Source organism: Nitrobacter vulgaris (assembly GCF_002028545.1).
In the GTDB taxonomy this organism is placed as follows: domain Bacteria; phylum Pseudomonadota; class Alphaproteobacteria; order Rhizobiales; family Xanthobacteraceae; genus Nitrobacter; species Nitrobacter vulgaris.
The window spans coordinates 24146-37553 of the sequence record NZ_MWPQ01000044.1; the positions used below are offsets into that span (position 1 = coordinate 24146).

The following is a 13408-nucleotide window of genomic DNA, read 5'->3' on the forward strand; positions in this document are numbered from 1 at the left end:
AGTTCTAGCAGCAGCTTACTGCATCTGCTAACAATGCTCTGCACGGTGGGTTAAATTGACGACCAGGCGCTGGCAGTCTCCATCTTTGATTGCTTAAAAAATACGTCTCGGACCCTTGCCCACACCCTGCACCGGGCTTATGTCCTGTCCGGTTAGCTAGCACTCGCTTGTGTTGACTGCTAAAACTCAGAACATCCCAAATTTTCAATATCTTAGGAGGACTGCATGAAATTCCGTCCGCTTCACGACCGCGTCGTGGTCAAGCGCATCGACGCTGAAGAGAAGACCGCAGGCGGCATTATCATTCCCGACACGGCCAAGGAAAAGCCCTCGCAGGGCGAGGTCGTAGCCGTCGGCCCCGGCGGCCGCGACGAGTCCGGCAAGCTGATCCCGATCGATCTCAAGGTCGGCGACAAGGTGCTGTTCGGCAAGTGGTCCGGCACCGAGGTGAAGATCGACGGCCAGGATCTTCTCATCATGAAGGAGTCCGACATCATGGGCGTCCTCACCGACGCCGCGCCTGCCAAGAAAAAGGCCGCCTGAGCGCCATCCCCTTCAAAATCATTCAAAGGAAATATCCAATATGTCAGCCAAAGATGTCAAATTCGGCGTCGAAGCTCGCGACAAGATGCTGCGCGGCGTGGACATCCTCGCCAACGCGGTGAAGGTGACACTCGGTCCGAAGGGCCGCAACGTGGTGCTCGAAAAGTCATTTGGCGCGCCCCGCATCACCAAGGACGGCGTCACCGTCGCCAAGGAAATCGAGCTTGACGACAAGTTCGAGAACATGGGCGCGCAGATGGTGCGCGAAGTCGCCTCCAAGTCCGCTGACGCGGCCGGTGACGGCACCACCACCGCGACGGTTCTGGCTCAGGCGATCGTGAGGGAAGGCGCCAAGTCGGTCGCCGCCGGCATGAACCCGATGGACCTGAAGCGCGGCATTGATCTGGCCGTCGACGCCGTGGTCGCTGACCTCGTCCGGAATTCCAAGAAGGTCACCTCGAACGAAGAAATCGCCCAGGTCGGCACCATCTCGGCCAACGGCGATTCCGAAATCGGCAAATTCCTCGCCGACGCCATGAAGAAGGTCGGCAACGAGGGCGTCATCACGGTTGAAGAAGCCAAATCGCTCGAGACCGAACTCGACGTCGTCGAGGGCATGCAGTTCGACCGCGGCTACATCTCCCCCTACTTCGTCACCAACGCCGAAAAGATGCGCGTTGAGATGGACGACGCCTACATCCTTATCAACGAGAAGAAGCTCTCCTCGCTGAACGAGCTGCTGCCGCTGCTCGAGGCCGTGGTGCAGACCGGCAAGCCGCTGGTGATCGTCGCCGAAGACGTCGAAGGCGAAGCGCTTGCGACGCTGGTGGTCAACCGCCTGCGCGGCGGCCTCAAGGTCGCGGCCGTCAAGGCTCCGGGCTTCGGCGACCGCCGCAAGGCCATGCTGCAGGACATCGCTATCCTGACCGGCGGTCAGGCGATCAGCGAAGATCTCGGCATCAAGCTCGAGAACGTCACGCTGCAGATGCTCGGCCGCGCCAAGAAGGTGATGATCGACAAGGAAAACACCACGATCGTCAACGGCTCCGGCAAGAAGGCCGACATCGAGGCGCGCGTGGCGCAGATCAAGGCGCAGATCGAGGAGACAACCTCGGACTACGATCGCGAGAAGCTGCAGGAGCGTCTGGCCAAACTCGCCGGCGGCGTTGCGGTGATCCGCGTCGGCGGCGCGACCGAGGTCGAGGTGAAGGAGCGCAAGGATCGCGTGGATGACGCAATGCACGCGACCCGCGCGGCCGTCGAGGAAGGCATCGTACCGGGCGGCGGCGTCGCCCTGCTCCGTGCTTCCGAGCAGCTCAAGCGTATCAAGACTCAGAACGACGACCAGAAGACCGGCGTCGAGATCGTGCGCAAGGCGTTGTCCGCGCCGGCCCGCCAGATCGCGATCAACGCAGGCGAAGACGGCAGCGTCATCGTCGGCAAGATCCTCGAGAAGGAGCAGTATTCGCACGGCTTCGACTCGCAGACCGGCGAATACGGCAACCTGATCTCCAAGGGCATCATCGACCCGACCAAGGTCGTTCGCACTGCGATCCAGAACGCGGCTTCGGTCGCGGCGCTGCTGATCACCACCGAGGCGATGGTCGCAGAGCTGCCGAAGAAGAACACCGCTGCCCCGGCGATGCCGGGCGGCGGCGGCGGCATGGGCGGCATGGATTTCTGACGCACAGCGTCAGAAGTCGTCGCCCCTGAATCTAAACTGCTGAAAGCCGGGCAAGCCCGGCTTTCAGTGGCGGCATGGATTTCTGATCCACGCTTCTCAGTCAGTTACGAAATGCAAAACCCCGGCAGCGATGCCGGGGTTTTTGTTTGCGGTACAAACCCCGCGAATTTGTCTGGCCCGACTTTTTTATACGCGCGCGAGGTGTGACGCTTACCGCCAACGGTTCACGATCGCCAACGCACCCCACGATCCCAGCACCGCAGCGGCCATGGCACCGGCCAGCGAGACAGCCATCACGGCCCCTCCCGAAGCCGCGAGCGACGACCCATCCATAAACGGGCTGAGGATCATGACCATTATCATCCCGCCAACCTGGGCAGCCACAAACGTCCCGAGAAATGAGGAAATGATATTGACGATCCAGCCGAGCACGCCCCGCCTTTTCGTCCATGCCTCGTGGATCGCGACGGCCAGCGCCGCGACAAAGACAGCCAGCGCGATCACCATCGGCCCGCCGACACTCGACAGCGGAATCGCGTCGCTGACGTAAAGCAGCAGGATGCCGACCACGGCGACGAGTAAGATGTATGGCATGGTGTTCGTTCCGGTTTCCCTTGGCTAACAGTGTCTCATATGAGTCTGCCGACGGGCGTCACGGGTTCAGCCGGTTATCGCGCGATCGGCCGCTATCGCGAAAGCCGATCAAACGTTGTGGCCGAGTCTGTTATCGGCCATCCATCTCTTTCCGGCTCGCTCATCACCAGCAAAAAGATGGTCGCAGAACTGTCGAAGAAGGACACCCGTGCGCCCCGGCGATGCAGGGCGGCGGCATGGGCGGCATGGATTTCTAAAGTCCATCAGCCCTTCGAAGCTGAATGCGAATGCGAAAGGCCCGGTGCAAAAAACCGGGTCTTTTTGTTTGTGATCGCCACTCTGTTCGCCTGATCGTCAAAGCCCGTCGAAAGAGCGGGACCAGCGCTCAATCGGCAGGACCCGCAAACAAAATGAGGTTGCCGTCTGGATCAAGGACGATGAAGTTCCGTGCACCCCAAGGTTCTTTCTTCAGTTCTTGGTGGAAGCTCACACCTGCGGATTGGAATTCCAAGAAAAGTTGCTTGATCTCTGCTGCGGTGTCGACGGTGATCGACGCCGAAAGCAGTTGCTCGCGCTGGCGAATGTCTCCGACAAAGACTGGCTCGCAAACAAGCCGCACACAAAGCTGCGCACGGTCGCGCTTGACCGCGCCATAAAACGGCGGATCGCCGTACACAAAGTCGATTGCAAAGCCGAGTTTGGAAGTAAAGAAATCGCACGACGCCTTGACGTCAGCGACATAGAGTTGAGCTGCCGTTCCGCTGAGGTTTGGAATTGTCATTGCCTGTTTGACTTGCGTGCTCATGGCTAGAGCTCCTGCCTTGAGCGCCTGCCATTCCTCAAACCCCAATTGGCGAGCCACAAGCTCTTGTGCATCGCTGAGCCTGAACTTCGCTTCCAGCACTTGATGATCGTCAAGCTGCTGAAATCGAGGCAGCGCAGCTCTGATCGCGGCGGCAACTGGATAATACCGCTCACGATGCCAGCGCAGATACTGTTTGGCCTGCTTCTTCAGGTTTTCAAGGCTAGGCATGGGCGCAACTACGGTTAGCACATCGTAGGTGGGCATTGCCCCTTCGGCTTCAGCCGATGCGCCCTACTGCAACTATTACATGATGCCTGTCCGGACGGTAAATTGTCAACGGCAGCAGCGTCCCCTGACCCTCGGCCGCGGAACGCCGGATGAAGCCGGTGTGACCGTGGTGACCGTGGTGACTACGCTCGTGTGCTTTTCACTTTCGCACACGAGGCCGCGGGTGCATCGGGCACCCGGCGTTCCGCGCGCCCTCTTCTTCGATGGCGCGAATGAGGAACACCTCAAGCGCGCTTCTTCGACGGCGCGAACGAGGAACACCTCAAGCGCGCGTCTTCGATGGCGCGAACTTGAGGCGTAACACGACGGCGTCCCCGCGCCGATAAACAACAGGGGCGATGACGCGTGTCTGACCGCGCGCACGTCGCGCGCGGCGCTGCTCCTGCGAGACGGTCGTGCCGCCTACTTGCGGTCCATCCGCATCGGCGCGGGCGCCGATTTCGAACTGCCGACCGTCGAACGCCGATCCTCATTCATCTTGATTGCCATGACGAGGTGGCTCTTGAGCGTCTCCAGTGTCTTGCCGGCCCAGTTCTTCAGATTGGCGTTATCGCCGCTCTTGGAATAGCGCTCGAACAGCGACACAGCATCCTCATGGGCATCGACCTGCATCGGATCGTAAAGCGCGGCGAATTCCTGAGGTGTCGCGACTCTGAGCTTGTCGAGCTTGCTTTGCGCGGAACTGTCGAGCGCGGTCGGCAACTCGGCCTTCAGGTCGCCGCTTTTCACCATACCCTTGAGGTCGTTCGAGGTCTGGGTGTGATCGGCGATCACTCGTTCGGCAAACTTCTTTTCCGCGTCATTGCCCTTCTGCTGCGCGATCTTGGCAGCCTCGATTTCCAGCATGTCGCTGGTTGCGACCTCCTTGACGAAGTCGGCGGTGGACGGCGCGACGCCGAGCACAGAGTTAACGCCGGTTCTTTCGCTGATGGACTGCGCAGATACCACCCCGGTCAGCATTGTGGTGGCGGCGAGAGCGATCAGAATCTTTTTCATGTCGCGGATCCTTTTTGGTTGTGTATGGAACAGCCCCCGCTCGGCCGCATGACGAAATTACGGTTCCGGAGCGCTCGTTGAGCGACAACGGCTGGCGCGCAGCGTGGTTCCGACGCTGTCAACAGGTTTGTTGGTTGCATGTCCTCTCGATCTTTCAGATCGAGTCAGCCGTCCGGCCACCTGTAACTGAATTCAGCTACTTCAATTCCGGCGGCAGTGGCGCGAGCACATCGCCTTTCGGGTCCGCCACCACGTCGATCTGGAAGGTCTCGATCGTCAGCGGCCCGCGTTTGCGTTCGAGAGTCGCGACCTTCTCGACGTGATTGAAAAACTGCGCGACGCGCGGCCAGTTGGCCGATCCGTCATCGACATATAGCAGCTTGCCAGTCAGCTGGTACGCATCCGGTGGCGGAGCATTGATCCAGCGAATGCGCTCGAAATGTTGCGCCACGCAAGTGCCCTTCGGCAGATAGAACTGAAGCCAGCTCGTTACGCCATAACCCTGAGCGAGCACGCAGCGCGCGCCGCTTCTCGCGCGCATCGTCTCAATCTCAGCGGCAAGCTCTGGAAAACCAACGCCAACGCTACGCACCGAAGCATCGCGCCGATAGCCCGAGAGTAGGCCAGTGTTCACCTGCACCACCAGCGCCACGAATATTCCAACACCCACCGGCAGCGCCCAGCGCTGGCAGGCATCCGCGAAGTGCCTACCACGCGGCTGCCAGCGCGCGACATCGGAAGCCACCGCCGCCGCGATCGCCAGCGCCGGATAGATCGGTCCGAACCAGTTGGCCTCGACTCGACCATGCAACGAATGCCAGACAAAATAGATCGTCAGCGTCCACACCATCGCATTGATCAGCACTCGCGCCGCCAGCGTGCCCTCGCCGCGTTTCGCCAATGCAAACAGCCCCATCGCGGCGAGACCGAACACCGGCGGCGTCGCAAAGGCGATCTGAGTCGGGATCAACTCAATGATATAGCGAAGGGTCAATTGGTCGACACGCGCGCGACCGAACTGCTTGGCGAACGACACCCAATGGTGTTCGGCGTTCCAGATCAGGACCGGCGAGAAGATCGCCAGCGCCACCAGACCCCCGAGATAAGGCCACGGCGTCCGCAGCCAGCGCCGCAGCTCCGGCACGGCCAACAGCCAGATCAGAATCACCGGACCGAAGACCAGCGCGGTGTATTTCGACAGCAGGGCCGCGCCGACGGCTGCCCCCACCCCGAGCCACCAGGCCCCGCGCCCGGTCACGAACAGCTTCGCGAGACACAGCAGCACGAAACTCGATGCCACCATCAGCGGCGCGTCCGGAGTCACGATCACGGTTCCCGCAGCAACCATCAACATGAGGTTGAGAAAAACGACTGCCGACGCCGCCGCGCGCGCACTGTCGAACAGCAGCACCGTTGTGCGGTAGACCGCAAAGCTCATCGGCAGCGCCAACAGGACCGACACCAGCCGGACGCCGAATTCGGTATCGCCAGCGATCATGGTGCCGAGACGAATCACGATCGCCACCATCGGCGGATGATCGTAATAGCCGCCGGCCAGATGCTTCGACCACGTCCAGTAATAGGCTTCGTCGAATGTCAGCGGCGTCAGCGCCGCGCAGACGAGCCGCAGCGCCACCAGCGCAAGGACCGTGAGAACAACGGCGCGGACGGACCGCGTCTCGGCCGGATGCATCGCCCTGCTATCGCTTGCGCCAGACGAATAGGCTGGATACCGCGTAATTCCAGACCACGCCCATCAGCGCGCCGGTCGCGCCTGCCAGCCACCAGATCGGCTTCTGATCGTAGACCGAAAATGCAACGCCGACATTGGCGAGCAGGCCGACGCTGCACACGAGATAGAAAACGAGGAGGCCGCGCAAGATCCCGAGCCCTTTCAGGCGCAGGTCGCGATAGGTCAGGAAATTGTTGAACAGGAAATTGCTGGTCATCGCCAGGATCGCGCCGAAGGCCTGGGAGTGCGGAAACGGCCATCCCAACACTTCGAGCGCGACAAACAGACCAGCGAAATGGACGACGACACCGACCGATCCCACCAGCGCGAACAGCAGAAACCGCAGCGATACCGCGTCATGCGTCAGCTTCGCCAGTACGAGGCCCAGAAAGTCGAGCGCGACCATCGAATCCAGCTTGCTCTCGCCGTGCAACCGCGAGCCGAAGGTGTAGGGAATCTCTCTGACACGCAATGCGCCGCGCGCAGTTGCGATCACATCAAGCAGGATCTTGAAGCCCTGGGTTGAAAGCTCAGGCGCAAGCTGTTCGAAGCGGTCGCGGCGGATCATGAAAAAGCCGCTCATGGGATCGGCGATTTCGATGCGCAGCAACTTCTTCGCGACCGAGGTTGCCAGCATGCTGAAGCCTGCGCGCTGCTTGTCGAAGCTGTCGGCACTGCCGCCTTCGATGTAGCGGCTGCCGACGACGAGGTCGACGACGTTGCTTTCCAGAAGCGCGAGCATTTCCGGCAGCCGGGTTTCATCGTGCTGAAGATCGGCATCCATCACCGCGGCGCACGGCGCGCTCGATGCCAGAATGCCCTCGATGCATGCGCCGGACAACCCGCGCCGGCCGATGCGCCGGATACAGCGAACACGCGGATCCGCCGCAGCCAGCTCGCGCACTACGTCCGAAGTTCCGTCCGGGGAATTGTCATCGACATAGATGACCTCCCACGCAATTCCCTTCAGCGCCGCGGACAGTTTTCGGTACAGCGCAACCACGTTGTCGCGCTCGTTGAAGGTGGGCACGACAACCGAAAGCTGACGCGGCATTCCGGTTGATAGCTCGACCGGCTCCGGTCTCATGGCTTCATTCATGGCGCCAGCATATATCTGTGGCGACCGCCGATGCCAAGATGAGCGCATCAAGGTAGCCGGCGTGAAGCCCTAACAGGCGCGAGCCGGGAATCCTGCTAAAAGCCGGAAATGTAGGGAAACAGACCGAAGTCAACGACCACGAACAACGGAGCGCGCGTACATCCGGCGCAACCCAGTTATCCCGTGGTCGTTCCGGCGACGGAGCGGGCTTCAACATCGCCGTTGTCATTAAGGTAGGTACGGTCGGAACATCCGCAAGAGGCAGGTCCCATATGATGGGCAAAGCAGGCAATATCTACGTCGGAATCGGCGGCTGGACTTTCGCCCCTTGGCGAGGCGCTTTCTACCCGGACAAGCTGGCGCAAGCGAAGGAGCTGGCATACGCCGCCTCCAGGCTCACCTCGATCGAGATCAACGGCACCTATTACGGATCGCAGAAGCCCGAAAGCTTTCGCAAATGGGCGCGGGAGGTGCCGGATGGTTTTATATTCTCTCTGAAGGGTCCGCGTTTCGCCACCAATCGCCGGGTGCTGGCCGAAGCCGGCGATTCGGTAAAACGTTTCTATGATTCGGGCGTGCTGGAACTGGGCGACCGGCTCGGACCGGTGCTGTGGCAGTTTGCGCCGACCAAGACTTTCGACGAGTCCGATTTCGGCAAGTTTCTCGAAGTCTTGCCGAAGAAGCTGGACGGACGTGCGCTGCGGCATGTGGTCGAAGTTCGCCACGACAGCTTCTGCACACCGGCCTTCATTTCGCTCCTTCGGCAGTTCCAAGTGCCGGTCGTATTCGCCGAACACGGCAAGTATCCGGCGATCGCCGATACCGTTGCGGATTTCGTCTATGCGCGCCTGCAAAGAGGCAGCGACGAGATCAAGACTTGCTATCCTCCGAAGCAGCTCGATACCTGGGCGAAGCGCTTTCGATGCTGGGCCACAGGGGGCGAACCCGACGATCTGCCGCGCGTGGGCGAGGCCCAGCCGAAGAAAGTGGCGCGCGACGTGTTCGCCTACGTGATCCACGAAGGGAAGGTCCGCGCACCTGCGGGCGCGATGGAATTGATCGCACGGTTGAGGTGACGAAGAACGGTTGGTTAAAAAAACCTTGAGGGTGTTTCCATATTGTTCCCTACGCGACTGCCTGCCCGCCTGCTATCAGTAGTTGTACGTATGGGCGTTTGGGGCTTGTGGGGGCTCGGGTACGTTGGGGAGCGTGCGCGCATTTGGCATGGCCGCCTTATTGGTGTGGGCGGCCGTTGGTCGGTCAATGGCCCAGCCTGCGGTAACCCCGCCGCTGACCGATAATCTCAGCGGTGGCTCCAGACCCGAACGATTCCTGTTTTTCAGCGGCATTGATCTCTGGAGCAACGGACTGGCCGGCTACAACGGAATGCTGCTGGCGCCGAAAGGTGACTTGAACAACGATGGTTTTCTGGTTCGTTTGTTTATGTCCGACAATCTCGAACGGTACGACACTGCGACGCAGCGCTTCACCACCAACATCTTCCACGCCTCGGCCCTGCCCGGCTGGCGGATCAAGCGCGGTGACCTCGAGATCAGGGTGTTTGCCGGTCCAACCCTGGAAATTCGTGGGGTCAAACCCGATGTTCAAACCGGCAAGCTGAGCGGAAGCCGCTTCGGCGGCCAGTTAGCGAGCGAGCTATGGTGGGAGCCCACGCCAGCGATGATGGTGGCTGCTTCCGGCGCGATCACCACCATCTACTCGGTGTATAGCGCCCGCGCCGCGGCCGGCTGGCGTTTGTTCGACCGGTTCTGGATCGGACCCGAAGTCTCCGTATCCACCGATCGGTTCAGCACCCAATACCGGATCGGCACGCACCTCACGGGCTTCAAGACGGGGCTGCTGGAATGGTCGGTCGGCGCCGGCTTGGTGGAAGATAGTTTCGACCGCAGTGGCATCTACGGGCGCGTCAGCGCTTTGCTTCGAAAGTGATGTTTCCATTAGCCTCGGCTAATCCAGCGTGCGGCGGAATCGTGTCACCGCGATCGCCATGGCCACCAGCATCAGCGCCAGCAACGCGAGCGTGTCGTACTTCAGGTTTTGCATGGTCGCGCCCTTCAGCATGATGGCGCGGACAATCCTGACATAGTGCGTCAGTGGCAGGCACTCCCCGACACGCTGCGCCCACACGGGCATACCGGCGAAGGGAAACATAAAACCGGACAACAGGATGCTTGGCAGGAAGAACATCATCGACATCTGCATGGCCTGGAGCTGATTCTGCACGATGGTCGAGAATGTGTATCCGACGGCGAGATTGGTTGTGATGAACAAAGTCGAGAGCAACGCCAACAACGTCAGGCTACCATAGACGGGGACGCCGAACAGCAGCACGCCGATGCCGATGATCAGGGTTGCTTGAATAAATCCGACCAGCACGTAAGGCAAGATCTTGCCGATCATCACCTCGACCGGCGTGATCGGCATCGACAGCAGGCTCTCCATGGTACCCCGTTCGATCTCGCGCGTGACCGACAAGGCCGTGAAAATCAGCATGGTCATGGTGAGAATGGTGCCGACGAGCCCGGGCACAATGTTCAGCCGCGACGACGCCGCCGGATTGTACCGCGCATGCGCCCGGATTTCGAATGGCGGATCGGGTGGATCGCCAATATGCAGATCATGCGCGAGCGCGGTCTGCACGACCGAGCCGAGTGCGCTCAACGCAGAACCGGCGGCGACGGGATCGGTGGCATCAGCGGCAACCAGCAGCGCCGGACGATCACCACGCCGCACCCCGCGCTCGAAGCCACGCGGAATCTCGACACCGAACAGCACCGTGCCGGATTTCAGGAGATTGTCGAACGTATCGACGTCATGCACCTCTTGCGTGAAACGGAAATAGGACGTGTTCTCCAATGCCTTCAGAATCGAGCGCGCGAGGTCGCTGTCTTCCTGCAGCAGAACCGCGGTAGGCAGATGGCGCGGTGTGGTGTTGATCGCATAGCCGAACAGCATGAGCTGCATCACCGGAATCATCACGATCATCGCGAACGATACCCGGTCGCGCCGGAGCTGGATGAACTCTTTCACCAGCATAGCGTAGCTGCGCCGCCAGAAGCCGAACGGCATTTCCCTTTCGGCGGAATGGTCATTCGCGGCACTCATTGGAAATTATCCTTCGAACGACTCATCAGTTCGATGAACACGTCCTCCAGCGATGGCTCGCTCTGCTGCCAATGCAGATCGCCACGACTGCGATAGGCCGCGATCGTCTGTTCGAGCGCGGCCTTGTCGCGGCCGGAGACATGTAAACTGGTACCGAACGGCGCGGCCATGTCGATGCCCGGCTTGCCTGCGAGCTCGGCCGACAGCCCATTGAGGTCGCCGCCCGTGACTGTGTAAGTGGTGAGCGCCGATTTCGCGATCACATCGTCTACGGTGCCATGCGCAAGCAGATGGCCGTAGGCGATATAGGCGATCTCGTGACAGCGTTCGGCCTCGTCCATGTAGTGGGTAGAGACCAGTACCGTCAGGCCGTCCGCAGCCAACGCGTGAATCTCATTCCAGAACTCACGCCGCGCCTTCGGATCGACACCGGCGGTCGGCTCGTCGAGCAATAGAAGTTGCGGGTTCGGCAGCGTACAGGCGCCAAGCGCGAGGCGCTGCTTCCAGCCACCGGACAATTCACCCGCAAGCTGCTCCTCGCGGCCGTTAAGACCGAGCCGCTTGATCATGGCCCGCGCCGCGCCGGGCGCACCGCGAATGCCGTAGAGCCGTGCAACGAACTCCAGGTTTTCGCGCACCGACAGATCCTGATACAGGCTGAAACGCTGGGTCATGTAGCCGACCCGGCGCTTGATCTTGTCGGCGTCGCGGCGGATATCGTAGCCGAGGCAGGTACCCTCGCCGCTATCGGGCGTCAGCAGTCCGCAGAGCATGCGGATGGTGGTGGTCTTGCCCGACCCATTGGGACCAAGGAAGCCGTAGATCATTCCGCGCTTTACCTGCATGGACAGGTCGTGCACGACCTCGCGGCCGTTGAACGATTTCGATAGGCCGGAAACCTCGATCGCGATGTCGGACGCTTTCACGGCTGCCTGGATCATGGTGCTACCCCTCCGGGTGGCGCGGCGTCGATCTGCACGGTGACCGGCTGCCCGACGCGGAGACTGTCCGGCCTGGTGGGCCGCGCCTGAACCAGGAACACCAGCTTATTGCGCTCCTCGAGACTGTAGATAACCGGCGGTGTGTATTCGGCCTGAGTGGCGATGAAATAGATCTTTGCCGTCAGATCGGGCGCACAGTTGTCACAGGTGATGTGAACATCCTGCCCGATCCTGAGTTTCGGTAAATCCGGCTCCGACACAAAAAACCGGACCTTCATGTTACCCGGCGGCATGATCGACAGCACCGGCCGTTGCGCCGGCGTCATCTCGCCTTCGCGGAAATAGATTTGCTGTATGGTCCCTGCGACCGGCGCAAAGCCCTTGCGCCGCGACAGCCGCGTCTGCGAGGTGTTGACCCGCGCCTCGGCGACACGCAACGCCGAGACGGCGGAATCCAGAGTCGCCTGCGTACCGGCCCCGGTTTTCCTCAGCGAGGCCGCACGATCGTAAGTCTGCTGCGCATTCGCCAGCGTCGCTTTGTTCTGATTGAGATCAGCCTGTTGCAGGTCATCGTCGACCGAATAGAGCTGCGCGCCGACCTCGACAGCGTCGCCTTCGCGCACATTCAGTTTGGTGACGCGACCACTCTCGTCGGGACTGACAAAAATCATGTCGGCCTCGACCCAGCCCTGATAGCCGGGCGGCAGCTTCTGGCCGCAGCCGGCAACGAGAACCGCCAGCGCCAACGCGGTGCCGGCACGCGCGACTGTACGCAGCGCGGTCATGAAGCTCTCCGTTCGCCAAAGATCAGATCGAGATGGACCTTCAACATTGCCACAGCATCGAGCGGCGCATGCCGGCCGAACAGGCCTTGCCACATCACGGCGACCATGGCAGGCGCAATGACGATCTGGGGGAAGTCGGCAAGGCGCGCATTGCGGATTTCTCCGCGCTCGATGCCGTATTCGATCAGCTTGCGCATGCCCGCGAGGCCACGCGAAACGACTTCGCGAAAGTAGAAGTCGGCGAGCGACGGAAAGCGCGTGCCCTCCGCCATGATCAAGCGAACGATATCGCCGCGCTTGGTCCCGGCAACGTCGCGGACAAAAGTCTCAGCGAAGCGTTCAAGGATCTCGCGTACCGATCCGCCAGCGGCAGGCACGGTCATCAGATTTCCGATCAGCGGCACGAGCGCCGTGCGCACAAGCTCCTGGAACAGCGCCTCCTTGTCCTTGAAGTGCAGATAGATGGTACCCTTGGCGACGCCTGCCCGCTTTGCCACGTCGTCCAGACGGGTTGCAGCAAAACCACGCGCGGTGAATTCATCGAGTCCCGCCGCGATGATCGCCGCGCGTCGCTGCGCTGCGCGTGCTGCGCGGTTCGGGGGGTTGGCCACCCTGCCCGTCTGCGAGGAAGTCGCACCGACTGTGCTTGTGGCAGATCGGCCTTTGGCGGAGTTCGCAGTGGCGGCGTTTCGTCGTTTGGTTTTTGCAGCTTTCATCAGATTATTATGACTGACCAGTCAGTCATAATAAAGATAAAACTTTGCCCCGGGCAGTCAATCCGCCGTGATGTAACCTATCTGTCTGAACTAGTTTGC

Annotated in this window: 14 protein-coding genes; 5 read left to right on the forward strand and 9 right to left on the reverse strand. The window is 60.9% G+C overall.

Annotated elements, in window-relative coordinates; all coding sequences use genetic code 11:
- The first annotated feature begins 225 nt into the window (after nt 1–225).
- Together groES and groL are read left to right on the forward strand one after the other, a co-directional pair.
- Nucleotides 226–543: a co-chaperone GroES gene (groES, locus tag B2M20_RS11720; protein ID WP_079447228.1), complete on the forward strand. Its 318-nt coding sequence runs from the start codon at nt 226–228 to the stop codon at nt 541–543.
- Nucleotides 544–583: 40 nt separating this feature from the next.
- Nucleotides 584–2227, forward strand: coding sequence for a chaperonin GroEL (groL, locus tag B2M20_RS11725; RefSeq protein ID WP_079447229.1), 1644 nt, complete (start codon nt 584–586; stop codon nt 2225–2227).
- A gap of 210 nt (nt 2228–2437) precedes the next feature.
- Here the strand turns inward: groL and B2M20_RS11730 are convergent, their stop codons facing one another.
- Complete coding sequence (locus B2M20_RS11730; protein ID WP_079447230.1) at nt 2438–2821, reverse strand: hypothetical protein; 384 nt, start codon at nt 2819–2821, stop codon at nt 2438–2440.
- 117 nt (nt 2822–2938) lie between these two features.
- Between B2M20_RS11730 and B2M20_RS11735 the strand changes: the two genes are divergently transcribed.
- Nucleotides 2939–3172: a hypothetical protein gene (locus B2M20_RS11735; RefSeq protein WP_139372894.1), complete on the forward strand. Its 234-nt coding sequence runs from the start codon at nt 2939–2941 to the stop codon at nt 3170–3172.
- Nucleotides 3173–3206: 34 nt separating this feature from the next.
- Here B2M20_RS11735 and B2M20_RS11740 read toward each other — a convergent pair whose 3' ends face one another.
- The 4 genes from B2M20_RS11740 to B2M20_RS11760 form a co-directional block, all read right to left on the reverse strand.
- Nucleotides 3207–3854 carry a VOC family protein gene (locus tag B2M20_RS11740; protein WP_079447338.1) on the reverse strand — a complete coding sequence of 216 codons (648 nt, stop codon included), beginning with the start codon at nt 3852–3854 and terminating at the stop codon, nt 3207–3209.
- Nucleotides 3855–4316: 462 nt separating this feature from the next.
- On the reverse strand, nt 4317–4910 hold the full coding sequence (locus B2M20_RS11750; protein WP_079447233.1) for a DUF4142 domain-containing protein: 594 nt from the start codon (nt 4908–4910) through the stop codon (nt 4317–4319).
- Nucleotides 4911–5106: 196 nt separating this feature from the next.
- Nucleotides 5107–6603, reverse strand: a complete 1497-nt coding sequence (locus B2M20_RS11755; protein WP_079447234.1) for a glycosyltransferase family 39 protein — start codon at nt 6601–6603, stop codon at nt 5107–5109.
- A 7-nt stretch (nt 6604–6610) separates the two neighbouring features.
- Complete coding sequence (locus tag B2M20_RS11760; RefSeq protein WP_079447235.1) at nt 6611–7741, reverse strand: glycosyltransferase; 1131 nt, start codon at nt 7739–7741, stop codon at nt 6611–6613.
- 272 nt (nt 7742–8013) lie between these two features.
- Here B2M20_RS11760 and B2M20_RS11765 point away from each other — a divergent pair, with 272 nt between their 5' ends.
- Together B2M20_RS11765 and bcsS are read left to right on the forward strand one after the other, a co-directional pair.
- Entirely contained in the window at nt 8014–8817 is an 804-nt protein-coding gene (locus tag B2M20_RS11765) for a DUF72 domain-containing protein (protein WP_079447236.1), read from the forward strand.
- Between the two features lie 148 nt (nt 8818–8965).
- Complete coding sequence (bcsS, locus tag B2M20_RS11770; RefSeq protein WP_079447237.1) at nt 8966–9691, forward strand: cellulose biosynthesis protein BcsS; 726 nt, start codon at nt 8966–8968, stop codon at nt 9689–9691.
- Between the two features lie 18 nt (nt 9692–9709).
- On the opposite strand, the gene B2M20_RS11775 is transcribed toward bcsS, so the two are convergent.
- From B2M20_RS11775 to B2M20_RS11790, 4 genes are read right to left on the reverse strand one after another with little or no spacing between them, the layout of a single operon-like run.
- Complete coding sequence (locus tag B2M20_RS11775) at nt 9710–10867, reverse strand: ABC transporter permease (protein WP_079447238.1); 1158 nt, start codon at nt 10865–10867, stop codon at nt 9710–9712.
- Nucleotides 10864–11808, reverse strand: coding sequence for an ABC transporter ATP-binding protein (locus tag B2M20_RS11780; protein WP_079447239.1), 945 nt, complete (start codon nt 11806–11808; stop codon nt 10864–10866). The genes B2M20_RS11775 and B2M20_RS11780 overlap by 4 nt, the downstream gene beginning before the upstream one ends.
- Nucleotides 11805–12593, reverse strand: coding sequence for an HlyD family secretion protein (locus B2M20_RS11785; RefSeq protein WP_079447240.1), 789 nt, complete (start codon nt 12591–12593; stop codon nt 11805–11807). Before B2M20_RS11785 ends, B2M20_RS11780 begins: the two co-directional genes overlap by 4 nt.
- Nucleotides 12590–13309, reverse strand: a complete 720-nt coding sequence (locus B2M20_RS11790) for a TetR/AcrR family transcriptional regulator (protein ID WP_087881171.1) — start codon at nt 13307–13309, stop codon at nt 12590–12592. The genes B2M20_RS11785 and B2M20_RS11790 overlap by 4 nt, the downstream gene beginning before the upstream one ends.
- Nucleotides 13310–13408 lie beyond the last annotated feature (99 nt).